This is a genomic window from Methyloceanibacter sp. (assembly GCF_058506495.1).
Genome location: NZ_JBZMXT010000039.1, coordinates 1 through 22,278, shown reverse-complemented (window position 1 = coordinate 22,278; position 22,278 = coordinate 1). Strand labels below are relative to the sequence as shown.

21 protein-coding genes, 1 tRNA gene and 1 pseudogene are annotated in these 22,278 nt (G+C 59.0%); 6 read left to right on the top strand and 17 right to left on the bottom strand.

Features of this window, described 5'->3' with window-relative positions; translation table 11 throughout:
- Together AC33YF_RS08500 and AC33YF_RS08495 are read right to left on the bottom strand one after the other, a co-directional pair.
- A partial coding sequence (locus AC33YF_RS08500; protein ID WP_491776772.1) for a hypothetical protein occupies positions 1–207 on the bottom strand: 207 nt, incomplete at its 3' end.
- 766 nt (positions 208–973) lie between these two features.
- On the bottom strand, positions 974–1,678 hold the full coding sequence (locus tag AC33YF_RS08495; RefSeq protein ID WP_491776771.1) for a phosphoribosylanthranilate isomerase: 705 nt from the start codon (positions 1,676–1,678) through the stop codon (positions 974–976).
- A 342-nt stretch (positions 1,679–2,020) separates the two neighbouring features.
- Between AC33YF_RS08495 and AC33YF_RS08490 the strand changes: the two genes are divergently transcribed.
- Together AC33YF_RS08490 and AC33YF_RS08485 are read left to right on the top strand one after the other, a co-directional pair.
- Positions 2,021–2,410 (top strand): phasin family protein, encoded by a 390-nt coding sequence (locus AC33YF_RS08490; protein WP_491776770.1) that lies wholly within the window; start codon positions 2,021–2,023, stop codon positions 2,408–2,410.
- Positions 2,411–2,803: 393 nt separating this feature from the next.
- Positions 2,804–3,199 carry a DUF4345 family protein gene (locus tag AC33YF_RS08485; protein WP_491776769.1) on the top strand — a complete coding sequence of 132 codons (396 nt, stop codon included), beginning with the start codon at positions 2,804–2,806 and terminating at the stop codon, positions 3,197–3,199.
- A 634-nt stretch (positions 3,200–3,833) separates the two neighbouring features.
- On the opposite strand, the gene AC33YF_RS08480 is transcribed toward AC33YF_RS08485, so the two are convergent.
- Positions 3,834–3,910, bottom strand: a tRNA-Arg gene (locus AC33YF_RS08480).
- Positions 3,911–4,266: 356 nt separating this feature from the next.
- Here AC33YF_RS08480 and AC33YF_RS08475 point away from each other — a divergent pair.
- On the top strand, positions 4,267–4,557 hold the full coding sequence (locus AC33YF_RS08475) for a multicopper oxidase domain-containing protein (protein ID WP_491776768.1): 291 nt from the start codon (positions 4,267–4,269) through the stop codon (positions 4,555–4,557).
- A gap of 5 nt (positions 4,558–4,562) precedes the next feature.
- Here AC33YF_RS08475 and ppk2 read toward each other — a convergent pair whose 3' ends face one another.
- On the bottom strand, positions 4,563–5,492 hold the full coding sequence (ppk2, locus tag AC33YF_RS08470; protein ID WP_491776767.1) for a polyphosphate kinase 2: 930 nt from the start codon (positions 5,490–5,492) through the stop codon (positions 4,563–4,565).
- 308 nt (positions 5,493–5,800) lie between these two features.
- Here ppk2 and AC33YF_RS08465 point away from each other — a divergent pair, with 308 nt between their 5' ends.
- Positions 5,801–6,331, top strand: a complete 531-nt coding sequence (locus tag AC33YF_RS08465; protein ID WP_491776766.1) for a thermonuclease family protein — start codon at positions 5,801–5,803, stop codon at positions 6,329–6,331.
- Positions 6,332–6,400: 69 nt separating this feature from the next.
- On the opposite strand, the gene AC33YF_RS08460 is transcribed toward AC33YF_RS08465, so the two are convergent.
- From AC33YF_RS08460 to AC33YF_RS08435, 6 genes and pseudogenes are all read right to left on the bottom strand, one after another.
- Positions 6,401–6,562: a hypothetical protein gene (locus AC33YF_RS08460; RefSeq protein WP_491776765.1), complete on the bottom strand. Its 162-nt coding sequence runs from the start codon at positions 6,560–6,562 to the stop codon at positions 6,401–6,403.
- 34 nt (positions 6,563–6,596) lie between these two features.
- Positions 6,597–7,160: pseudogene (locus tag AC33YF_RS08455) on the bottom strand (CarD family transcriptional regulator); the annotation flags it as partial.
- A 392-nt stretch (positions 7,161–7,552) separates the two neighbouring features.
- Positions 7,553–7,891, bottom strand: coding sequence for a ferredoxin FdxA (fdxA, locus tag AC33YF_RS08450; RefSeq protein ID WP_491776764.1), 339 nt, complete (start codon positions 7,889–7,891; stop codon positions 7,553–7,555).
- Between the two features lie 225 nt (positions 7,892–8,116).
- Positions 8,117–8,482, bottom strand: a complete 366-nt coding sequence (locus AC33YF_RS08445; RefSeq protein WP_491776763.1) for an RNA-binding S4 domain-containing protein — start codon at positions 8,480–8,482, stop codon at positions 8,117–8,119.
- 64 nt (positions 8,483–8,546) lie between these two features.
- Positions 8,547–11,753 carry a helicase-related protein gene (locus AC33YF_RS08440; RefSeq protein WP_491776762.1) on the bottom strand — a complete coding sequence of 1,069 codons (3,207 nt, stop codon included), beginning with the start codon at positions 11,751–11,753 and terminating at the stop codon, positions 8,547–8,549.
- Between the two features lie 585 nt (positions 11,754–12,338).
- Positions 12,339–13,436: a DUF3108 domain-containing protein gene (locus AC33YF_RS08435; protein ID WP_491776761.1), complete on the bottom strand. Its 1,098-nt coding sequence runs from the start codon at positions 13,434–13,436 to the stop codon at positions 12,339–12,341.
- 190 nt (positions 13,437–13,626) lie between these two features.
- Here AC33YF_RS08435 and rpmB point away from each other — a divergent pair, with 190 nt between their 5' ends.
- On the top strand, positions 13,627–13,923 hold the full coding sequence (gene rpmB / locus AC33YF_RS08430; protein WP_491776760.1) for a 50S ribosomal protein L28: 297 nt from the start codon (positions 13,627–13,629) through the stop codon (positions 13,921–13,923).
- Positions 13,924–13,946: 23 nt separating this feature from the next.
- On the opposite strand, the gene AC33YF_RS08425 is transcribed toward rpmB, so the two are convergent.
- From AC33YF_RS08425 to AC33YF_RS08410, 4 genes are all read right to left on the bottom strand, one after another.
- Positions 13,947–14,981, bottom strand: a complete 1,035-nt coding sequence (locus AC33YF_RS08425) for an esterase-like activity of phytase family protein (protein WP_491776759.1) — start codon at positions 14,979–14,981, stop codon at positions 13,947–13,949.
- A 12-nt stretch (positions 14,982–14,993) separates the two neighbouring features.
- Positions 14,994–16,895: a cobaltochelatase subunit CobT gene (gene cobT / locus AC33YF_RS08420; RefSeq protein WP_491776758.1), complete on the bottom strand. Its 1,902-nt coding sequence runs from the start codon at positions 16,893–16,895 to the stop codon at positions 14,994–14,996.
- A gap of 32 nt (positions 16,896–16,927) precedes the next feature.
- Positions 16,928–17,917 (bottom strand): cobaltochelatase subunit CobS, encoded by a 990-nt coding sequence (gene cobS, locus AC33YF_RS08415; RefSeq protein WP_491776757.1) that lies wholly within the window; start codon positions 17,915–17,917, stop codon positions 16,928–16,930.
- 102 nt (positions 17,918–18,019) lie between these two features.
- Positions 18,020–18,649 (bottom strand): J domain-containing protein, encoded by a 630-nt coding sequence (locus AC33YF_RS08410; protein ID WP_491776756.1) that lies wholly within the window; start codon positions 18,647–18,649, stop codon positions 18,020–18,022.
- Between the two features lie 167 nt (positions 18,650–18,816).
- Here AC33YF_RS08410 and AC33YF_RS08405 point away from each other — a divergent pair, with 167 nt between their 5' ends.
- Positions 18,817–19,092: a BolA family protein gene (locus AC33YF_RS08405; RefSeq protein ID WP_491776755.1), complete on the top strand. Its 276-nt coding sequence runs from the start codon at positions 18,817–18,819 to the stop codon at positions 19,090–19,092.
- 15 nt (positions 19,093–19,107) lie between these two features.
- Here the strand turns inward: AC33YF_RS08405 and AC33YF_RS08400 are convergent, their stop codons facing one another.
- The 3 genes from AC33YF_RS08400 to AC33YF_RS08390 are packed head-to-tail and all read right to left on the bottom strand — an operon-like array spanning position 19,108 to position 22,225.
- A complete protein-coding gene (locus tag AC33YF_RS08400; RefSeq protein ID WP_491776754.1) occupies positions 19,108–20,439 on the bottom strand; it encodes an HlyC/CorC family transporter in 1,332 nt (443 codons plus the stop codon).
- Positions 20,436–21,584: a 3-dehydroquinate synthase gene (aroB, locus tag AC33YF_RS08395; RefSeq protein WP_491776753.1), complete on the bottom strand. Its 1,149-nt coding sequence runs from the start codon at positions 21,582–21,584 to the stop codon at positions 20,436–20,438. Before aroB ends, AC33YF_RS08400 begins: the two co-directional genes overlap by 4 nt.
- A 2-nt stretch (positions 21,585–21,586) precedes the next feature.
- Complete coding sequence (locus tag AC33YF_RS08390) at positions 21,587–22,225, bottom strand: shikimate kinase (protein ID WP_491776752.1); 639 nt, start codon at positions 22,223–22,225, stop codon at positions 21,587–21,589.
- Positions 22,226–22,278: the final 53 nt, after the last annotated feature.

Sequence of the window (22,278 nt, the reverse complement as noted above, 5' to 3'; positions counted from 1 at the left end):
GATCTGAGATCGCCGAGTGGCTGCCTCGATGTTAACGTCACTGCGTTGAATGTTGTCGGGGCTCGCCCCAACGATGCCTCTGTACGTGTGGTGAGCAGGTAAGTCTGCTTTGGTAATGGGACTTCCGATCGGCTCGAGCCAATAGCTGCTGGCCGCAACGGCCGCGACGCCGATGGCCATAAGGGCCAAACTAGTTGGACGCTTCATCTTGCGCGTCTCCTGATCCTCGTTGCTCGGACCCCTGCCATGGTGGGCAGAGGCGCTTCTTGCGCGCCGTGATGCATGAGCAAGCGCTCACACTGAACGGCGTTCAATTACTTGAGGATTAGACGCGTGGAGGCGGTGGTTGCGGGGTGTATGCCCGCCCGCTGAGACGAATAGCGACGCGGGTCATTGAAGGTCGCGGGAAAAATGAGGTTTGTACCTCAGAGATGCGATCCAGAACCGCCGTCAGCCCGAGGCAGAAGCACTTGCCGCAACATCCATTGTCGTCGCAGTAGCCGATTTTGCTACTGGACTCTGAGTCCGCGCTAGCATTGCGACCGGTATCCGACCGATGATCAGCATGGCCTACCCCAACGTGCTCAGCACAATGCAGGCCAGTTTCATCATCAGGGGCATTTGCCATTGCCACGGGCGCAAAGGTCCCTGCCGCCGGCAGCGTGGCTACCGCGAGAGTCAGACATGCGACAAGAATGGTCCTGAACCGACCCATAATGACATGAATTATCTTACTAAATCTTGGGAGGTCAAGTTACTTGCTCGTGATGTTTCAGGCGACGCCGCTTGGTACAGAGCACTTATCAGTTCGATTGAGCATAAGTCCACTTTTGGCACTTAACGGACATCAAATCGTGGACAAGCAATGTCCGCTTTGGGGTAGAAACCGGACATCACGGGCCCGCATTCTCATGTCTGCTGAGTGCCATAAGCGGACATGATCGGCTGAGTAATTGAGCTTAGCTAGGCTCCACTAGCTATCGCCAGGCTCAGTCCCAACATCCGCAAACCCGACCGTTGCCTCTTTCACGAAACGCATTGTCAAATCGCGGCGCTTGCGTCCGTCCTGGCCCTCAATTCCCGTATGTACGTCCACACCCGCTGGCTTCACGCTATGAATAGCTTGGCGAACATTCTCCGCATTTAGGCCACCCGCAAGAATGACCGGTCTGTTTGTCGCTTCGACGAGCCTTCGACTCACAGTCCAATTGTGAACCTTGCCGGTCGCACCCGATGCTCCTGTTTCTGGATCAAACGTGTCGGTTATGAATGCGTCCACGCTGGGCTCGAAGCTTTGTAACTGGCCAATCAGAGCATCTGCGTTGTCGTCGCGGACAATCAGGCTTTTTATGACCTTCAAACCAGGAGCTTCTCGTTTCAGTAGCTGTATCTGATTGGGGTCAGTTGCTCCGTGCAGTTGAACCATCTGCACTGATAGGGCATCGCAAAGCCGACGGATATCTTCCGCTCTAGTCAAATAAGTAATCAGGAAAAAGTCCGCCTGGTGTGCAAGTTTTGAGACAACTCTAGTGGCCGCAGCGACTGTCAGGTCCTCCTTGTGGTGGTCTAGGGCAAAAGGAAAACCCAGAAACCGAACGCCACAGTCAACGAGTAGCCTGGCTTCATCAAAATCAACTACCCCAGCAACATGAATTGCACGTTCATGGTTTGCCGCCATTGATCTCTTCGTCTCCCCGCATGCGCCATTCGGCAAACGCGTAGTTTATTGCCGCTGGCTTGCTAACAGCCAGTAATCTCAACGCCAGCGACAATCGTGCTGCGCCGGCAATGGTGCGAGCCTACCGTTTGGCGATAGCATTACGCTACAGACCTCTTCGGCTGACTTATGGCGTTGATAGGGACGACCGCTTTGCGCCTGAAAGCAGACGCGATTTCCTCAGCGAGCTACGTCAGCTATATGACATATCCTTATCTCTTTCTGGCCAAGACCTCACCCGTCCCCTAATCTTGCGATTAGAGCGAAGCGGACTTGCCGCAACAGAACGACCGGGAGGGCGCCATGGCTTCTAAGAAATCTAAATCTCCCTTCGAGATTCCGCCTGAGCTACGCGAACTGACAGAGAAGAATATTGAGCAGGCAAGTGCTGCTTACGGACACTTCATGGACTTCTTCACGCAGAGCATGAAGGCTTGGTCAGGTGCAGCATCGGGCAGCAAATCGAGTGGATTTGAAGGGCTACAAAATCGAGCAGTCGAGTTCGCGAAGGAGAACGCTGAACGTTCTTTTACGTTGGCAAAAGAAGTAGCCAGGGCAAAGGACATTCAAGAGATTCTGGCCCTTCAGAGCAAATTTGCGCAGAAGCAGATGCAGACATACACTCACCAGGTCCAAGAACTCAGTCAACTGATGTCCGAAGCGATGTCAAAGACTATGCGCGACAAGCAGTAAAGCTCTGCACGTGAATGAAGCGACTGGTCGTGATTGCCTCATCAGTAAAAATCGACCATCAACGGTCCGCTTTGGGGTAACCGCGTAACCAGTATTCGCCCCTAGCCCAAGGCTGCCAATCTCAGCCTGCGGGGGGCTCCCATGACATCACGACGGTTCCCACCGCCTCGGCGTAAGCGTCAGGACTTTAGACAAAGCTGTCAGGCGGCCAGTCCTGCGTGGGCTGCCGTCCCCTGTTTTGCGTAGACGGCAAATGGGAAGCGGCCTCGGCGCCCGGGGCCGCTTTTCTCGTTTCAACGTCCTGGCCGAGTGCTGGACGCCAAACTGATTACTGTCTGCCCGGACTTTAAAGGTGTACTAAGTGGCTATGCATACCAACCTTGGGAGGGACTAATGGCTATGACCCAATCCGAGGTGACGACCTCGCGGATAATTCTTTACATCGAGGCCTTCGTAGGCGTGGTTTACGGCCTTCTTTTTCTATTGAGTCCTCGTTGGATGTTTGCTCTCAGCCAAGACCCGGGAGATCCTGCCGCCGCTGGCTGGGTACGTTGGAGCGGTGGGCTCCTTATTGGCGTCGGTGTAGCGGCCTGGCTCGCCGCTGCCAATCCCGAGACGCAGAAGCCTCTCGTCGTTGGCCTTGTAGTTGCAGCGGCGCTGATTGCTTTGTCGTTGCTCTATAGCTTGTTCAATGAGTTCGGTGGTGCGCAATGGTTTCTTTGGGCACCCATCCTGATCAATGCTGCATTAGCAGTCGCGTTGGGTTGGGTAGCTACTAAGCAAACCTGAGGCCCAGTACAAAACCGGTCGACTTGGCCGCGTTCCTGAAGGCGCTGAGAAGGTCGAGTTCGGCCTCAAGCCATAGAGCCTAGGGGCAAACGCGGCAAAGCTAATACACTGCTTTTTCGGCTAAGCCCGCCTTTTGGCACTTTGCAGACATCGATCTCGCCGCGAAGGTTACGTCGGTCGGCCGCAATTCGCGTGTCGCACATGCCGCGCCATGTCTCCTTTGGGTCATTAGCGGACATCGGCGGTGAGGTCTGAGATGTCTGCTTCACTCCAAAAAGCGGACATCCGTCTCCGGGCAACCTTGCCAAGTAACACCATCGCAACATGCCATCATCACAGCGCGCGACCATCGTATGGTGCGATGATTTCATGGCCTTGCGGCAGTCACTCCGAGACAGATTCGATTTTTCCTAGCCTGTATTTCACACGGGTCCCTCCAGAACAGGATGCCCCGGGGTGGGGCCTGTCCATTTGGGGGTGGGGGTGCGGAGTTGCCATTGAATCCAGGAACTCATCCGCTTCGGAACACGAAGGCAGAGGATCCTCGTGCTTCCACAGTGCTTCCAAAAATCCAGCCCATGGAAGCAAACTCAGAATAGCGTACTGATTACGTTCTATAGATCAGTGGCTTGAGTGGTGACCCCGGCAGGATTCGAACCTGCGACCCTCAGATTAGGAATCTGATGCTCTATCCTGCTGAGCTACGGGGCCTCTCACTCTGAGTAGCTACACCGGGCTCTCCCTTTTCGCCACCCCGCCGGCTGTGTTTTGGGCACCGCGCCAGACAACGTGACGCAGATCTAGGCGTCCGATGGCGCGTGGACTTGTTCCGCAAAGCTGCCTAAGAATGTCTCCTATCCCATTGATAATATTGAAAATATTCTAATGAGAAAGCGTGGCGCGATAGATCGGCGGTCGCTCCTTGCTCTGGCAGGTGGGGGCGTTGCGGGCCTCGTGCTGCCCGCGGGGCTCTCGGGCCATCGCCGAGCCCGCCGGTAAGGCGCCGTCGAGTTTGCGTATCCAAACAGCGCGCTGTTGCTTGCGCGACGTGGTACCGGAAGGCCTATGTGCTCCGGCTTCGCAATTCCAGCCTGAATCGCCACCCAATACATCTGCATGGCCTCGTGTTTCGGCCGCTTCGTGCGAACAAGCGCACGCTGCCCTCCAATTGGACCGGCACCCTCGTTCTCGACAAGGAAGAAACCATCAACATCGGCCTTGTTGCGGACGACCCCGGCGACTGGGCGTTTCATTGCCACGCGATCGAGCACCAAAACGGGGCTTGCCGGCTTTGTCCGTGTAAGCTGAGCGAGCACTGCGGACCGCAAGTTCCTGCGGCGTTTTGTCCGCTCGAATAGGCCGGCTAATAGATCTTCGGCACGTAAAGCTCAGCAGGCAGTGTCTTGCGGTCGTATTCGGGGCTGAAGACGCGCTCAGGAAGCTCGATCTTGTCGTACGGGACCTCCTGGTATGGGATCTTTGTCAGGATGTGCTCGATACAATTGAGCCGTTCGCGTTTCTTGTCATTCCCTTCCACGATGTACCACGGCGCCTCGGGGATGCTGGTGCGGGCGAACATTTCCTCCTTGGCCTTCGTGTACTGTTCCCAGCGCACGCGCGACTGCAGATCCATAGGCGATAGTTTCCACTGCTTCATGGGGTCGTGGATTCGGATCATAAAACGGAGCTGCTGTTCTTCATCGGTAATGGAGAGCCAGTACTTCAAGACGATGACACCGTTGCGGACGAGCATGCGCTCGAACTCTGGGACGTCTTGAAAAAACCGTTCGACCTGTTCGTCGTTTGCGAACCCCATCACGCGCTCGACGCCTGCACGATTGTACCAAGACCGGTCGAACAGGACGATCTCGCCACCCGCCGGCAAGTGCGGAACGTAGCGCTGGAAGTACCACTGTTTTTGTTCGCGCTCGCTCGGCTTCTGGAGAGCGACGACCCGAGCTGTTCTGGGGTTGAGCCGCTGCGTAATGCGCTTGATGACGCCACCCTTGCCTGCCGAGTCGCGACCCTCGAAGATGATCAGGACCTTCGCACCGGTCTCCTCCACCCAGCTCTGCATCTTGATGAGCTCGGCCTGAAGCCGAAGCAGATTCTTAAGATAGATGCGTCGGTCGAGCGCATGGGGATGGGCCGCCTTGTAGATCTGCCGGAGCTCCTCACTCAACATGGGCTCGGAAAGCTCAGCCTCTAGCGTTTCGTCGAGAGTTTCTTCGAGTTCGGCCTCAACCCAATCCTTCATGTTTTTTCGGGTCATCTCGTTGATATCGTCTGTCATCAGTGTTCTCTCATTTCTCGTCGTCTGTGGATCGTGGTTGGGTCGTCTGGGACTCTCGCGAGCGAGATTAAAAGTTTTCTGTCAGTTGTGACACTTTCCGGACCAAGAACCGCACAGGGTGGATCCTTGCCAGCAAGGCGAGGCCCGCCGAGCCGGGCAGCAAGTCCTTGTTCCCGCAGTGATTGTATCCTTAAGAAGCCGGGATGTGTATTTGTGGTCTGATTTTCGGTCTTTGCATCGCTCTTGGAATGCAGTTGGCACCCTGTCTCGCTGGACCCTGCAAAAACGCCGCGGAAGAAAGCGCAAGAGTGTCCTCCGTTGTCGACGGAGAAACACTCGTCCTCAAAGATGGCCGGGAAGTCCGGTTGTTGGGGATATTGGCGCCGGTTGAACCGCCGAATTGGCAGAGCTCCGAAGATTGGCCGTTCGCCCTCCAGGCGCGGCAGGCGCTCGCTCAACTCGTTGGGAGAGGGCCTGTCAGCCCGAAATGTGATACGAGGAAGGAAGATCGTTACGGCCATTTATTGGCGGCTATTCATGTAGCCCGCGACAGCGGGGCGATCTGGATCCAAGAGAGTCTAATCGCAAAAGTTCTTGCTCGGGTTGCGGCACAGTCCGACATCGGCGCTTGTCTCGTTCCGCTCCTAGCCGCCGAGGCCGAAGCCCGGGAAGCGAGGCGAGGGATCTGGCGCTCGCTCACGTACCAAATCCTCGATGCGCACAATCCGACCGTGCTCGGCTATCGCCGGCACACCTATCAACTTGTCGAAGGACGCGTGTTCGGCATCGGGGAGGGGAAGAAGAGCGTCTATATCAATTTCGGGGAAGGCTGGCGGTAAGACTTCACCATTGTCATTGCACGAAAGCGTCTGCCCGTTTTGGAGGCTGAAGGGCTCGACCTTCCGAGTCTACCAGGCCGGCGCCGGCGCATCCGCGTGCGAGGGTGGGTCGAGTGGTGGAACGGTCCCATGATCGAGATATCGCATGCGCACGAAATCGAAGTACTGGAAACCGTACCGCGTGCGGATTGAGGCGAGCATGGCCGCGCGAACAAAAAAGGCCGGGTGCAAGACCCGGCCCTTTAGTGTCGTTTGGTTGCGGCGCTTAAGCGGCAGCTTTACCGTCTTCTGCAGCCTCGGCGGCGGCCTTATTGCTTCGTGCCGACTTCGCAAGGATTTCGTCGATCTTGGCAATCGCACCGTCCTCGTCCAACTTTTCGACGGCAGCCAGTTCACGAGCCATCCGGTCAAGCGCGGCTTCATATAGCTGGCGCTCTGAGTAAGACTGTTCAGGCTGGGCCTCAGACCTGTAAAGGTCGCGGACAACCTCGGCGATCGAGATCAAGTCACCAGAGTTAATCTTGGCTTCGTATTCCTGCGCGCGCCGTGACCACATCGTGCGCTTCACCCGAGCCTTGCCCTTCAAGGTTGTCAGGGCCTTCTTCACGATCTTGTCTTCGGACAGCTTGCGCATGCCGACGCTTTCAAGCTTGGTGGTCGGCACCCTAAGGGTCATCTTGTCCTTATCGAAATTGATCACGAACAGCTCAAGCTTCGTACCGGCAATCTCTTGTTCTTCGATAGACATGATGCGGCCCACGCCATGAGCGGGATACACGATGTACTCATTCGTCCGAAAGCCGTTCCGCTGCTGGGGTCTTTTCTTTTCTGCCATGTACTCGCCTCGCTATTGAAAGTAATAGGGCGCGTGAGAGCGGAGGAACGTGAGCAAAACCGCGTCGAACACGGCCAGCGACCGGTGCGCCGGCGACGCCCGGTGGGCGCTCTCGCGGACAATAAGAGTGCGGCCGACCAGGGGATCCGATCGCTAACACCCTTTCGAAGCTCAGAAAAAAGGCGCGCCCAACCGGCTCGCCTCTCTTGGTGCCTCACGCGCTAAAACATTGCGCCATTTCGCTAGCTCTATATCACAAAAAACACAAAATCGGAAGTTGACCGTCCCTAGAGGGTGGGCGGTTTTACGGTAAAGACTGCGACATTTTGACCAGAAGGTTAATGCGAGGACGGCTTTTTCGGTCTCAATTGACCGGAAATACAGCGCTAATCCCCCTCACCCGGCTCTTTCGAGAAGTATTTCTCGAATTTGTTCGGTTGGTTGAGAAAGTCATCCGCATCTGGCGGCGAAGGCTTCTTGGTCGTGATGTTCGGCCAGGTCTCAGAGTACTCGCGATTCACATCCAGCCATTTGTCTAAGTCCGGCTCAGTATCCGGCTTAATGGCGTCGGCCGGGCACTCTGGCTCGCAGACACCACAGTCGATGCACTCATCCGGATGGATGACGAGCATATTCTCGCCTTCATAAAAGCAGTCGACAGGGCACACCTCCACACAGTCGGTGTACTTACACTTGATGCATAATTCAGTGACGACGTATGTCATCGATTCCACACGTTATGGGGCTGGGTTTCAGCCCTGGTTCTAAGGCCCAGCTCGGGCGCTCTTCTCATCCCGAACAAAGGACTTTTGCCTATAGCAATAGTTTGGGCAGCACAAGGCGTGCAACCTGCCGGGAAAGCTCGAGTCTTAGGAAGGATTTTCAGTGTTCCATTCCAATTTGAGGCGGAATTTCTCACACGGCATAGCGACTGCTCGAAGTGGCGGCTTCTAGCTAGAGAGGGCGCGGAACTGGTCGATGCGCCGGCGGTCTCGCTTTGTTGGCCGGTTTCCCACGCGCGCCTCACCGACAGGCCCTCTCTCGTTCCTCTCGAGTGGCGGGCTCAGGTCCTCGTAGAGCATTCGAGCCAGCGATGCCGGACCGCGCCGTTCGGCTGCATTGAGGACGCGCCAAACGACAAGCCGCCCGGGTGGCGTCGCCGTGATGACGTCGCCGAGTTGTACGAGCCTGCTGGGTTTGCGGACCCGCTTGCCATTGATGCGCACCCTCCCGTCCGCAATCAGGCGCGTCGCGGCCGAGCGCGTCTTCGCCATGCGGGCACACCAGAGCCATTTATCTAATCGCTGGCCTGTCATCTGTGAAATTTGTCTGTGTGGGCCAAAGTGTCGACAAGTGAAGGCATCGCGCGCCTGGCCCAAGCTACCCCTTGCCCTGATTGTCCTTGCCCGGCTTGCCTGTAGCCAAGGTCTCTCTGAACTCCAATAGGGCTGCGAAAGGCGAGTCTTCTGGCTTTCGGGGCTCCCGTCTTGGCGATTGGGTGGCTTTACGGCTGCGGTCGTGACTATTCCCACCGAAGCGATTGTTCTTCTTTCCGCGCCGCGGCGCTTTGCTCGCATTCTCGCGTGGGGCTGAGCGGGCAGCGCGCTCAGCTTTATCGTCACTGTGTTCGGCATTGGAGTTACGGCCTTTGCGGACCTTATTGCGCCAGTGCCGCGGCTGCTGATGCCGCCGCTTCGCGGGGCGCCAGATCTCGTCGAAGCTTGGGTCGCTCTCTTCGGCTGGCACCTGTAGCCCGTCGGCGTCTTGTGCCCCGGCATCGCTTGTTCCCGCTGCGGTCGATGTTGAAAGCGGTTGCTGCTTGGCGGGCGTAGCAATCTTGCGCCGTTCGAGACGGAATCCAAGGCCGCGCAGGATCGAGGCGAACTCATCGCCAGAACATCCGACAATCGACATCATTTCCGGCACGACTCGGAAACCGCCGTCGCCCGTCGCCCCGGACGGGGGCTGAGGCGTTTCTGGGGCCGCCGCTGACTTGGCTCCCAGCACTGTCGATGTGTCGACCTCCGCTGATCGAGCGGCACTTGGCTCGTTTGTTTGTGCCTCGGCTGTCGGTTCGATCTCGTCCGTTTTTGTCGTTAGGGCGTCCTGAGCCTTGGCGGTGTGCTCATCGGCTGGACTTGGCGACGGCTGAGGCGTCGTGGTTGCGTCGGATTTGGACGCTTGGCATTCGGATGCTTGGGACTCGGATGCTTGGGACTTCGTTCTCTTGACCTTGGGCTCCGCGCGCCACGTCACGCGTGCGCGGATCAGGTCAGACAGCCGCTCAAGCATGTCGATGCGCACGGCGCGACCACCTGCCACATAAAAGCCAGCCGCGCGCCAGTAGGGCTCCGGCAGGGCGCCATCGGCGGGCACCGAAGTTAGACCTTGCTGCGGCCGCTCCGGCATCGCGTCAATGTCGATACCGTGACCGAGGCCACCATGAAGCGCCCAGAGCTGCAAGAGAAGTTCAGCCGCGGCGGGCTTCAGAAGCGCGGGGAAATAAAGATTGAAGGCCCCGAAGCGAACGCCATATTTGCGCAGCTGGCTTCGATCGGACTGGTCTAATGCCTTGATATCGTCGGATGCCCCTTCGCGCCGAAGCACACCCAGATTCTCCGTGATCTGAAAGGCTAGCCCGCGTGCAAGGCCCGTAAGGTCGTCAGCGTTGCTCAGCTCCATAAGCGGCTTCAGCTTGGTATCGAGGTGAGCGGCGAGCCAGGTGTCCAACCGTGTCGAAACCCGCGCCTTATCGGGCGCGCTCAGAGTTTCGTCGGCAAAGACTTCAATACGGGGCTTCAAAGCGGTGTCGCCGGCTACCAGCCGCCCGATTTCGCAGCCTTGCCACAAGATGCGGCCATTGTTCGACAGCGTGATCGTATCGTCGGCGGCTGAACCAAGCGCCTCTGCGCGCCGTGCGAGTTCGCTGGCCAGAATCTGGGTTGCTGCGTTGCGCGCCGCCTTCCCATGGATGCCATCGCTGGACGAATCTGGCGTGAAGCGGAATCCGTCAAGCCGTCCCACAAAGTGGTTTTCGACCAGGATCTGTCCGTCTTCGCCGATCTCAGCCATCATTTCCTCCTTGTCGCGCAATCGGCGCATGAGGACGCTGGTCCGGCGGTCGACGAAGCGTTGCGTCAGTCGTTCGTGAAGCGCATCGGACAGCTTGTCCTCGATCGTCCGGGTACGTTCTTGCCAGTGCTCCGGATCGAAGAGCCATTGAGCGCGGTGGGAGACAAATGTCCAGGTTCGAATCTGTGCAAGGCGATTTGAAAGCGTGTCGAGGTCACCCTCGGTCCGGTCCGCTTGCGCCACTTGGCGAGCAAACCAATCCTCGGGGATCTTGCCTTCGTCGCTCATGACATAGCCGAATAGCGTGCCAACCAAGTCCGCATGGTCTGCTGGGGAGACGCGCCGGTAGTCCGGAATTTGGCACATGTCCCAGAGCAGCCCGACGGCGGCGGGCGAGCTGGCCATGTCGCACACGGCCTCGTCGCGCGTCACGTTCTCTAGCGCGATGACATCGTCGACCATGCGTGAGCGGATGAGGCGCGGGTGAACCGGCGTCTCACGTAGGCTCTCTTTCAGGGCCTCGATCGAAGATGTGTTGAGCGTGCGGCTGCGCCATTGCAAGACACCCACCTGATCGAAGGCATGGCTTTCAAGCCTTTCGATGAGTTCGGCGTCGAAAGGCCCCGCCTGACCTGTGACGCCGAATGTGCCGTCATTCATGTGACGTCCGGCACGCCCGGCGATCTGACCGATCTCAGATGGGTTCAGGTTGCGATGGGTGTGTCCGTCGAACTTCCGCACGCCAGCAAAGGCGACATGGTCGAGATCGAGGTTGAGGCCCATCCCGATAGCGTCTGTTGCTACCAGATAGTCGACATCGCCATTTTGGTAGAGGGCCACCTGGGCGTTGCGGGTGCGCGGGGATAGGGCGCCGAGAACCACAGCCGCGCCCCCACGTTGGCGCCGCACGAGTTCGGCAATGGCGTACACGTCATTCGCGGAAAAAGCGACGATGGCCGACCTGCGCGGCAAGCGCGTGATCTTTTTCTCGCCTGCGTAGGACAAACTCGACATGCGCGGCCTCGATACGAGATTGGCGCCGGGCAAAAGCTCGCGGATCGCTTCGCGCATGGTCGCTGCGCCCAGTAGGAGAGTTTCTGATGCGCCGCGCGCGTGGAATAGGCGGTTGGTGAAAACATGGCCCCGCTCCGCATCGGCAGCGAGCTGGATTTCGTCGATCGCGACGAAATCGGCCTCCAACTCTCGCGGCATGGCTTCCACGGTGCAAACATAGAACCGGGCACGCGGCGGCTTGATCTTTTCTTCCCCGGTGATCAGGGCGACTTCGCCGGGGCCCGCCTTTAAAACCACCTTCTCGTAGACTTCGCGCGCAAGCAGCCTCAACGGTAGGCCGATAACGCCGACCTCATGCGCCAGCATGCGCTCGATGGCTAGATGCGTCTTGCCGGTGTTCGTGGGCCCCAAAATGGCGGTGACGCCCCGGCCGCGGTTGGGCGGGCCGTGAGATCCAGTCGTCTGGGCGCCTGTGGATTGCGTGGATAAGTCTTTAGACATACAGAGAAATTCTTAACGCGATACCGGCTGGCTTGCGAACGGGAGGAGAACGAATCCCGTCCGAATCGCTGACTCAGGCATATTCAGCTTATGTTCCGTCCCAAACTGGCACAATGATGCGAGGCATCCCTATGTACCCTCATGTAAGCAGCTTCGCGCGCCTTCGCTACGTCTAGCAATCTTTTCTTGCGCGGGTTTCCACGATCCCGGAGCGCAGCGTGAACAGAGCGGCGACGAATCAGGGGTTCGTAAATTTTCGGGCCCTGTTCCCTACGACATATTGTGGTTTTCGGGTTGCGCGTTAACGGTTGGGGCGGCAGCGAGCGTGTCGCGGGGCTCTAGCCTAGCTCAATATAAGAAACCCTTTGCCGTTGCTGCTCCCTGTCACGGCATTCTGAGAGCGTTCGATAGCCGCCTACGCCCGCGGGATGTCGGCTAGATCTTGTTTCTGGGCGATCGCAAGGCTGACCGCTCGTAAGCCCACACCGTGAACAGAGCGGTGACGAATCAGGGGTTCGTAAACTTTCGGGCTCTGTTCTCCACGACATGTTGTGGTTTGGGGGCGAGCCTTTACCCTTGGCCGACCTAGCGAGCCTCGGCGCGGCCTAAGCGGCCCGCGCGCATGGTTGTGGCCACCACGTCCGCGGTGTAGCCCCCGAAGGCGGGAACGACGATGCGGTAGGGCACGTACATGCCAGTGCCCTTCAAGGGCACAAGCCAGGCTTCGATGCCATTGGCTTGGCGCAATTCCTCAATCCCCGGGTCGCTGCGGGGGTAGCCGGAGATGGGCACGAATTTCACCTGGCAGACGGCAGCGGGCCCTGAGTAGTTGGAGGAGCCGCGGTTCTGAACCATCACGCGCCTTTTCGGCTTCAGGACGAGGTCATAGCGGGAGCGGCCGTCGAAGACCGGGATCAGCTGATCGCAGACCTTGAGGTTGGCGCGTGGGTTGTCGGAGCGCGCGGTGAGGAAGGCGCCGCTGAGCGGATCGACCACGTGCTGGACTTGCTCCTTCGTGACCTCGATCTCGCCGGGGTAGGGGCGGGGCTTCGGCCAGATCGTGACCGACTGAACGTAGCCGTCTCCGAAATTGATGCGGAGGCGTTCGCGATATTTCCCATTGCTCTGGCTGAATGAGTAGGAGCGCGGGTTCGCGCCATCCGTGGTCGCCTCGCCAAAGCCGTTGATCGAGCCCTGCCAATTGAACACCCAGCCCTTCAGCACCGAGAAGACGCCGTTGCCGCGCAAGCTGTACTGGCCGTTCTGGACCGTGCCTGCAACGTTGAAATTGCCAAGATTGAACCGGCCTAGGCTGACATTGTAGGTCACTTGAAAGCGGGCCGAAGTGTCGAGGCGCTCCGGTCTCGGAGCCGCGAGTGGTGCTCCGCCGGGCTGGTCCGCCTCCGCATCAGGCTGACTCTTGTCGTTATAAAGGCCCTCTATGGGGAAGGGATCGCCTTCATCGAGAATCGAGCCGCGCGTGCCGAGATCCGCATCGGGGTCCGACATCTGATCCTCGGAGCCTGTTTCTGCGTGGGCAACGTCGACGCCCGCTCGGGGAGGCGACTCTAGGACGGGGGACTGCAGGCCCGTGGCGCAGACGATCAACGCGGCCACAGCCGCAGTGATCAAGACATGTCGTGCGACCCGCATCAATCGCAGCCCTTCCTCGTCTCCAGTCACTTGTCTCCCTCGTGGGACCAGTGAGCAGGATTAGTTGGATTCGTCAATTCGGCGGACAGGTGGAAATAGCGCTGGCATCTTGACCGAAATCGGTCATCCCCGTATATCTCGCCGCCTTAAGCCTCGCGCTTGTGGAAAGTCACGAGCAGCGGCGGGTAATCACAAGATTTTCGTTGGAAGGACAAGGACTATGGCCCGTCGCTGCGAGCTGTCCGGCAAAGCCGTGCTCACCGGCAACAATGTGAGCCATGCCAAGCGCCGCACCCGGCGCCGCTTCCTGCCTAACCTGAGCAATGTCACACTTCAGAGTGAGACACTGAAGAAGGATGTGCGACTCACCGTGTCCGCGAGCGCCCTTCGCACCGTTGAGCACCGCGGGGGTTTGGACGCCTATCTGCTCAAGGCCGCTGACGATGAGCTTTCCTTGAAAGCAAGGCGCCTGAAGCGGGAGATCGCCAAGGCCACCGAGGCACAAGCGACCTCGTAACCGTTTGGGCGCTTCTAGCGCCCTCAGGGCAGCGTGAATTGCATGATCAGCGAGCGCTGAAAGCCGCTGAAGTTGTCGTCCGACACCAGTGTGATGACGTTCTCGCCATCTGGTGCGCGGTGAACCGCGATGCCTTCCATATTGTCGATATTCAGAATGTCGGTGGCTTCGATCAGGACATCGCCAGTGACCAAACGGCCCCGCCTGAGGTCTGTGGCCTTTATCCGGCGGATGCGCATTTTCACGCCTTCACTGTAGCGGAAGCGCCGTTCCAAAAGCAGAAGGCCGCCATCGGGGAGGCCTGCGGCCCCAGTGATGTCAAACCCGCCCAGCCTGCGCACCGTTATCGCGCCAGGCGCCGGGCCGCCGATCAGCCAGCCAATCAGATTGCCGTTCCGGTCCTTGAGGCGTTCCGAGAACGCAACCACCGTGTCCTTCATGCGGCCCGACCGGATTACGGCGAGAGCCTCCAGGCCCTGATTGTCGCCCATGGCGCGCCCCGCTTTCGGCAGCGGGATCATGCTATCTGGAGGCCCAAAGCGTTCCGGCGTGAACGGGTAGCGCATGATGCGGTGATCCCGTTCGAACGAGACGAGTGCGTTGCCGTTGCGCGTGTCGCCAGCGAGCAAAGCAATTCCCTCCGCATCCTGGCGGGACTCCGAGCGAACGGGCTTACCGTCTTTGCCGAGGATTGGACCGAGGGTGACGTCCGACAGTCCTTTTAGCCAACGCCCGTCATAGTCGAGCGTGGCACGCATCCATGAACCTGCGTCTGACAGGGCTAGGAGGGTTGTGCCGGACCTGTTCAGGGCGATCGCCGAATAGCCGCCGAAATGCACTGAGCGAGCGAAAATGTTGAGCCCGCCACGAAAGGTCAGTTTTCCGAACTTCGTTTTGCTTGAGTCATCTCGGTCGAACGTGATGGGGACGACCGAAACGCGCTCGGCCGTCGGACCAGAAAGAGGGGTGCTCGGCTTGGCCACGAGCGCGGGCGCGCTCAACGACAAGGCGGCAATGCATAGGAAACCGGCCGCCAGTGCCGCTGTGACTTTTCGCATATTCGCCGTCACCTAGTGAAGCACCTTTCGCCTTGCGCGCGCAGCGCTGGGATTGGCCCGCTGCAACGCCCGAAGTGCGGAGTCTTCGTCGAAGAGTTCAGCCAGTTTGTCAGTCATCGCGCCCGCGAGTTCCTCCGCATCCGTAATCGTGACGGCGCGGCGATAGTAGCGGGTCACGTCATGGCCTATGCCAATGGCCAACAGTTCGATCGGTGAACGCGTTTCGATCTCGTGGATCACCTGGCGAAGATGCTTCTCCAGATATGCGCCAGAGTTAACGGACAGCGTGGAGTCGTCGACCGGCGCACCGTCCGAGATCATCATCAGAATGCGTCGCTGTTCGGGGCGTGCCAAGAGGCGCTTATGGGCCCAGGCCAGGGCTTCGCCGTCGATATTCTCTTTGAGCAGACCTTCTCTCATCATCAAGCCGAGATTGCGCCGCGCTCGTCGCCACGGCATGTCCGCCGCCTTGTAAATGATGTGGCGCAAATCGTTGAGGCGTCCAGGCAGGGGAGGCTTCATCGCGTTCAGCCAGGCTTCGCGCGCATGGCCACCCTTCCAAGCTCGCGTGGTGAACCCCAAGATCTCTACCTTCACCCCACACCGTTCCAGCGTGCGCGCTAGGATATCCGCGCAGCAGGCAGCGACCATGATCGGTCGGCCGCGCATGGATCCGGAATTGTCGAGCAGCAGCGTGACCACCGTGTCGCGAAACTCGGTGTCGCGCTCTTGCTTGAACGTTAAGGGGTGCATCGGGTCAATGATGACACGTGTGAGGCGCGCAGCATCCAGCGTTCCTTCGTCCAGGTCGAAGTCCCAGCCGCGGTCCTGCTGGGCCAACAGTCGCCGCTGCAGCCGGTTGGCAAGCCGTGCCACAGCGCCTTGCAGAGACACGAGCTGCTTGTCGAGGAAGGAGCGGAGACGATCGAGCTCATCCGGGTCGCAAAGGTCCTCTGCCGTAACGATCTCGTCAAACTCGTCCGTGAAGATCTTGTAGCCGAAAGCCGAGGGGTCATCGAGGACCGAAAAGTTCGGACGCCAGGGGTCGGAGCGGCGCGGCAGATCCGCCGAGTCCGCGTCATCGTCCAGCCGATCGGTTGAACCGTCGTCCTGATCCTCCAAAGTGTCTTCAGCGGTATCGTCGGGTTCGGCGTCTGACTCTTGGGCGAGTTCGGAGCCATCTTGCGCCTGCGCCTCGTCCCCCTGGTCATCAGTCGAGTCCGGCTCCGATTCACCGTCCTCTGATGTCTCGTCGCTCTCTTCACCCTGGTCCAGCTGCTCAGCCATGTTCAATGCGGTTAGGAGGTCACGTGAAAGCTGGCCAAACGCTTCCTGATCGAACAGCGCCTCCTGCATTTGATCGAGCTGTGTTTGAGCGCGCTCCTCGACCCAGTTACGCCAAAGATTGACGAGCGGCCGCGCCCGCGCCGGAGGTGCCTCACCCGTTAGGCGCTCGCGGGCCATGAGGGCGAGCGCGTCGGGGAGCGGCGCTTCAGAACGCTCTGTCTCTTCAGTAATCCGGCTGCGCGCGTAGCGCTGCTCCGTGCGAGCAGCAAGATTCTGTGCGACGCCATCCATACGCGTCGCGCCGATCGCCTCGACACGCGCTTGTTCGAGGGCTTCGAAAACTGCCCGGGCCTCTCCGCCAGAGGGAGCTAGGCGCTGATGCAGGGTTTCGTCACGGCAAGAGACTGTCAGAGCGGCTGCGTCCGCGTGTCCGCGAATTGTCGCGAGCTCTTCCTGGGTGGGCACGCGCGAGGGTTCGGGAACCCGCGCCGTCTTGCCAGCAAGGCCAGGGGGTTCGTTCGAGAAGACGACCTCAACGCCGCTATCGGCAGCGATCGCGCGCGTTGCCAAAGTTACCGCGCGCTTGAACGGATCGAGAGGCGCCTCTTTCCGTTTCGGTCCAGCCATAACGATATCCTGAGAAGTCCTGCAGTCGTGCGCTAACTCAGCGCAACATTGGCGGTCGAGTCCGGCAAGTCCTCACCGAAGCAGCGCTGATAGAACTCGGCGATCAGCCCACGTTCCAACTCGTCGCACTTATTGAGGAAGGACAGTGCGAAAGCTGTGCCGGTATCGCCAAATATCTCAGCGTTCTCCGCCCACGTAATCACTGTGCGTGGGCTCATGACTGTCGACAGGTCACCGTTCATGAAGGCGTTGCGGGTTAGCTCGGCGACGCGGACCATATTCGATATTGTTTTGCGCCCTTCCTCCGTGTTGAAGGTCTTGACCTTCGCCATGATGATTTCAACCTCATCGTCGTGAGGGAGGTAGTTGAGCGTGGCAACAATCGACCAACGGTCCATCTGACCCTGGTTGATTTGCTGTGTACCGTGGTACAGGCCGCTCGTGTCGCCGAGACCAATCGTGTTTGTGGTCGCGAAAAGACGAAATGCGGGATGAGGCCGAATGACCTTCGACTGATCGAGCAGGGTTAGCTTACCCGATACCTCGAGCACGCGCTGAATGACAAACATCACGTCTGGACGGCCCGCGTCGTATTCATCGAAACAGAGCGCGGTATTGGTCTGGAGCGCGTAAGGCAGAATGCCCTCGCGAAACTCCGTAACCTGCTGCCCGTCCTTGATGACGATCGCATCCTTGCCCACGAGATCGATACGGCTCACATGGCTGTCAAGGTTCACACGGATACAGGGCCAGTTGAGTCGGGCAGCCACTTGCTCGATATGCGTCGATTTGCCCGTGCCGTGATAGCCCTGGATCATAACTCGGCGGTTGTGTTTGAAGCCTGCGAGGATCGCGAGGGTCACGTCCCGGTTGAAGAGATAATCCGGGTCAACGTCAGGCACGTGCGCATCGGCCTGGGAGTAAGCCGGTACTTCAAGGTCGGTATCGATGCCGAAGACCTGGCGCACGGAAACGGACATATCCGGGAGTCCAGCATCGTTCGTCGCTGTTTCAAGTGTCATAATCGCTGATGAACCTTTGTCGGTGATGGGCGCCCATCGCGTCCCAAGGACGGCACCGGCCCCTCGCAAAACGCCCATTTTGCAAGAGTTTAGCGGCGCAGGCTATGCGAGCCCCGCTTGCCTTAGATAGTTATAGGCTTGGATGACTTCGCGCAACTTGTCCTCAGAGGATCGGTCGCCGTTATTGTGGTCCGGATGAAGCCTTTTCACGAGCTCCTTAAAGCGCGCTTTGATGTCTTGCTTCGTCGCGTCGTCTTCCAAATTTAGTTGCCGGAGAGCCTTGCGTTCGAGTCGCTTCAGCGGCCGGCGGACCCGTCCCGGTGCTTCACGCGCGGGACCTTGCTCGCCAAACAGACCGTATGGGTCTTGAGTTTCGAAACGGTGCCCGTAGCCGCCGCTTCGGCTTCGGCCTCGGCCGCGTCCCTTACCCTTGCCGTATGCGTTCACGCCGACGAACCATGTGGGCCTGTCGCCGACTTGATCGGCCTTTTGCTGGGCCACGACTTCGTCGTCGGGTACGCCGGAGAAATAGTTATAGCCCTTGTTGTATTCGCGCACGTGGTCGATGCAGAAGCGGTAGTGCTGCCCCTCGAGTCCTCGTCCCTTCGGCGCTGGATATAGCCCAGGCTTGTTGCAACCCTCCCATTCGCATTCGGGCGCGGAATCGCGCAGCGAGCGGTCCTCGTCTGGTTTGACCCTTAGTTGGTCGAAGATTTTTGAATCAAGCTTCATGAGACCGGCATTATGGGAATCGGGATTGGGCACAACAAGGATGGCTCGACGATGACAATGACGATAAACTGGAGGGTTAAGTGCGTGACAAAGCGCCATAGCGTAGAGAACTGCCACTCCATGCTAGCAACTGCGTTGTTCGGCTATTCCGAGGGCTTATGGGCCGTATGAGTGTCGAAGAAACAATCCGAGAAAAACTGACCGCCGCCTTCTCGCCCGAGGCGCTGCAAGTCGTCAACGAATCTCATCATCACGCGGGGCATGCTAGCTCGCCCGGAACTGGAGAAAGTCACTTTGCAGTTCGCGTGGTGTCGCTGGCTTTTGAGGGGAAGTCCCGACTAGAGCGTCATCGAATGGTCAACGCGGTGTTGGCAGACGAATTGGCTGGCAAAGTACACGCGCTGGCTGTCACCGCAATGACGCCGGAGGATGCAGCGCAGTAACGGCTGTCATGGAAGTTAGGAGGCTGAGCTCGCCGGCGGATTCGCAGATCCATTTGCTGGCGCTTCGGCTGGAGTCCGTGGGCCTCGCAGAGGCACCACCCGCAGCCGCGTAATGCGGTTGCGATGGCGCCGAATAATTTCGAAGCGGAACCCATGGAAGTTGAAGGTCTGACCGGCGTTCGGAATGGTCTGGGCTTCGTGGATGACAAGGCCAGCGACTGTTGTGGCTTCTTCGTCCGGGAGATCCCAATCCATAAGCCGGTTCACGTCGCGGATTGGCACCAGCCCCTCAACGATGAGCGAGCCATCGGCCTGCGGCTGCGCGTCCGTAGCCGCCACATCCGTCTCATCGGTAATGTCGCCGACGATCTCTTCAATGATATCTTCGAGCGTGAGCAGACCTTCCACCTCGCCGTACTCATCGACGACGATCGCGAAATGCGCCTTACGCTTCAGGAATGCGGCGAGTTGCGCTTTCAGTGTCGTGGTATCAGGCACAAACCACGGCGGGGCCGCGAGAGTCATTACATCGATCTTGCTGACGTCGCCCTGTGCATCGCGAAGAGCCTGCAATAACGTTCTGGCGTGAAGCACGCCGACGATTTCCTCGCGCTCTCCCTTCCATAGGGGTAGCCGCGTGTGCGAACTCTGAAGCGCTTGGTCGATGATCTGCTCCGGCGGCAAGTCTGCATCAATGGCCACCATCTTGGTCCGGTGAACCATAATGTCGGATACGTCGAGGTCGCGAAGGTCCAGCACGCCGCCCAACATATCGCGGTCTCCCTTCACCACGCCGCCCTCTTTGTGGTGCAGCTCGATAGCGCCACGGATTTCCTCATGGGCCGACAGAACGTCCGTGTCGGCATCGATCTTCGAGCCAAACAGGCTGAATGTGTGGCGAACGACGAACTGGAGCGCGGCCGTCACAGGTGCAAGGACGGCGACCAGAACTTTCAGGGCGGGCGCCACGGCGAGCGCCATCTTGTCTGCGTTCAGAATGGCGTAGGTTTTCGGCATTACCTCGGCGAAGACGACAACCAGCGCGGTCATAACAAACGTGGCGTAAGCCACGCCGGCCTCACCGAAGACTGATAGGAACAGGCTCGTGGCCAACGCCGAGGCAGCGATATTGACGAGATTGTTTCCGAGCAGCAGTGCGCCGATCAGGCGCTCGCGGGAGGCCAGAAGGCGGTTGACGAGTTTTGCCCGAGCGTTCCCGTCTTCCTCTAGCGCGTGCATGCGCGCCCTGCTTGCTGCCGTAAGCGCCGTCTCGGAACCGGAGAAACAGGCAGAGATAATGAGAAGGCCAAAGATTGAGCCAAGTGTCAGTCCCAAGGCCAGGGTCATTGGGTTGCGCACTCCCGCTGCAGAAAATCCGTCAGTTGCGACATTAAAACATCGTTCTCGACAAAGGCGTCGCCGATACCGTTTACCAGTACGAGAACCATCTTGCCGCCTTTGACCTTTTTGTCTTGGGCCATCAGGCGCAGCATTTCGCCCGGCGTCGGCTTGTCGCCAGGAATTTCGGAGACCCGTGTCGGAAGGCCGACGGCTTTGAAATGTGCTTCCGCACGCGCGGCGTCGTCGGCGGAGCATAGGGCCCGCTCGACCGAATAGGCGAAGGCCTGCCGCATGCCAATGGAAATTGCCTCGCCATGCAGCAATCGGTCCGAATAGCCCGCGAAGGCCTCAAGGGCATGGCCGAAGGTGTGCCCCAGATTGAGTAGAGCGCGTTTGCCGCTCACCTCAAGTTCGTCCTCAATAACGATGGCCGCCTTCGCTCGGGCGCTCGTCTCTACCGCATATCGACGCTTGTCTGTCTCGCCGGAAAAGATGTCGGCCCAATGCTCCTCCAACCAGCTGAAGAAGCCGGCATCGCCAAGCAGTCCGTACTTTGCGACTTCGGCGTAGCCTGCTCGGAACTCGCGTTCACTCAAGGTCGAGAGGACAGAGATGTCCGACAGGACAAGGCTCGGTTGGTGAAACGTGCCGATGAGGTTCTTGCCCTGTCGTGTGTCGATTCCTGTCTTTCCGCCGATTGCCGAGTCGACTTGAGCGAGAAGTGTGGTCGGCATCTGCACAACGCGGACGCCGCGCCTGAGAATAGACGCAGCGAACCCTGCCAAGTCTCCCACCACACCGCCACCGAATGCGATAACGCAATCGCCGCGTTCGACACCGAGTTCAAGAAGCGTTTCGCTCAATTTGGCAAGCACGGGAAAACTCTTGCTGGATTCGCCGGGCGCGACGACGGCCGAGCCCAGAAACAGGTTCTCCCTCTCTAGGCTAGCCTTCAGCGGGTCAAGATGAAGCGCAGCTACGTTCGCGTCGCTGACAACAGCAAAGCGTGCGCCGGGAAGGAGCTCCTTCAAGCGCGGCCCTGCGTCAGCCGTGAGGTCCTCGCCAATGATGATTGGGTAACCGCGTGACGCCAGAGTCACCAAGATCTCCGTTTCCGCGCTGCGTCCCTGCACCGATTCAACCTGTTCCACAGTCAGTCCGTTTCCGGTTGTTGTTCTAACCGATCCTCGATCCCGCGCGGCGTCTCTTGCGCGAGCTGGGACGCAAGGGCGTCGAGGATGTTCCCGACCATTACTTCGTGCGGCGCCTCGCGACTCTCAATCGTAATGTCTGCGCCTGCGTAGATGGGGTGCCGTTCTGCCATCAGCTTTTTCATCACGGCCTCAGGGTTGTCTACTTGCAGCAAAGGTCTGTTGTCGCGGCGTCCCACACGTTTCATCAGGACGCGTAGATTGGCTTTGAGCCAAATCGAGGTCCCGTGCGTCTTGATGGCATCCCGGGTTTCCGGATCCATGTACGCGCCGCCGCCAGTTGCTAGGACCTGAGGTCCGTTTTCAAGCAACCGCGCGATGACCTTTCTCTCGCCCGTCCGAAAGTAAGCCTCGCCGTGCTCGGCGAATATCTCGCCGATGCTCTGACCAGCAGCGGCCTCGATTTCGCTATCGGCATCCGTGAAGGGCAGGTCGAGCGAAGCCGCCAAGCGGCGGCCGACCGCCGACTTTCCTGCTCCCATGAGCCCGATCAATACAAGCGAGTTTTGCCCCAAAGATTGGCGGATTTCGGCCAGCTGCTGGCGTCGATTGCTGAGTTGCGCGGAATTACGTTGAGTCATGGGACATTAAGTCGTAGGCCAAAGCCGTTAGAAAGAGGCCATGCTGACAGGGC

Bases quoted from the DNA above. Each gene is read 5' to 3' on its own strand.
- AC33YF_RS08405 (WP_491776755.1), top strand. From the start codon at position 18,817: ATGAGTGTCGAAGAAACAATCCGAGAAAAACTGACCGCCGCCTTCTCG.
- AC33YF_RS08485 (WP_491776769.1), top strand. From the start codon at position 2,804: ATGGCTATGACCCAATCCGAGGTGACGACCTCGCGGATAATTCTTTAC.
- fdxA (WP_491776764.1), bottom strand. From the start codon at position 7,891: ATGACATACGTCGTCACTGAATTATGCATCAAGTGTAAGTACACCGAC.
- AC33YF_RS08440 (WP_491776762.1), bottom strand. From the start codon at position 11,753: ATGTCTAAAGACTTATCCACGCAATCCACAGGCGCCCAGACGACTGGA.
- AC33YF_RS08445 (WP_491776763.1), bottom strand. From the start codon at position 8,482: ATGACAGGCCAGCGATTAGATAAATGGCTCTGGTGTGCCCGCATGGCG.
- AC33YF_RS08390 (WP_491776752.1), bottom strand. From the start codon at position 22,225: ATGACTCAACGTAATTCCGCGCAACTCAGCAATCGACGCCAGCAGCTG.
- cobS (WP_491776757.1), bottom strand. From the start codon at position 17,917: ATGACACTTGAAACAGCGACGAACGATGCTGGACTCCCGGATATGTCC.
- cobT (WP_491776758.1), bottom strand. From the start codon at position 16,895: ATGGCTGGACCGAAACGGAAAGAGGCGCCTCTCGATCCGTTCAAGCGC.
- AC33YF_RS08400 (WP_491776754.1), bottom strand. From the start codon at position 20,439: ATGACCCTGGCCTTGGGACTGACACTTGGCTCAATCTTTGGCCTTCTC.
- AC33YF_RS08410 (WP_491776756.1), bottom strand. From the start codon at position 18,649: ATGAAGCTTGATTCAAAAATCTTCGACCAACTAAGGGTCAAACCAGAC.
- AC33YF_RS08495 (WP_491776771.1), bottom strand. From the start codon at position 1,678: ATGGCGGCAAACCATGAACGTGCAATTCATGTTGCTGGGGTAGTTGAT.
- AC33YF_RS08490 (WP_491776770.1), top strand. From the start codon at position 2,021: ATGGCTTCTAAGAAATCTAAATCTCCCTTCGAGATTCCGCCTGAGCTA.
- rpmB (WP_491776760.1), top strand. From the start codon at position 13,627: ATGGCCCGTCGCTGCGAGCTGTCCGGCAAAGCCGTGCTCACCGGCAAC.
- ppk2 (WP_491776767.1), bottom strand. From the start codon at position 5,492: ATGACAGACGATATCAACGAGATGACCCGAAAAAACATGAAGGATTGG.
- AC33YF_RS08425 (WP_491776759.1), bottom strand. From the start codon at position 14,981: ATGCGAAAAGTCACAGCGGCACTGGCGGCCGGTTTCCTATGCATTGCC.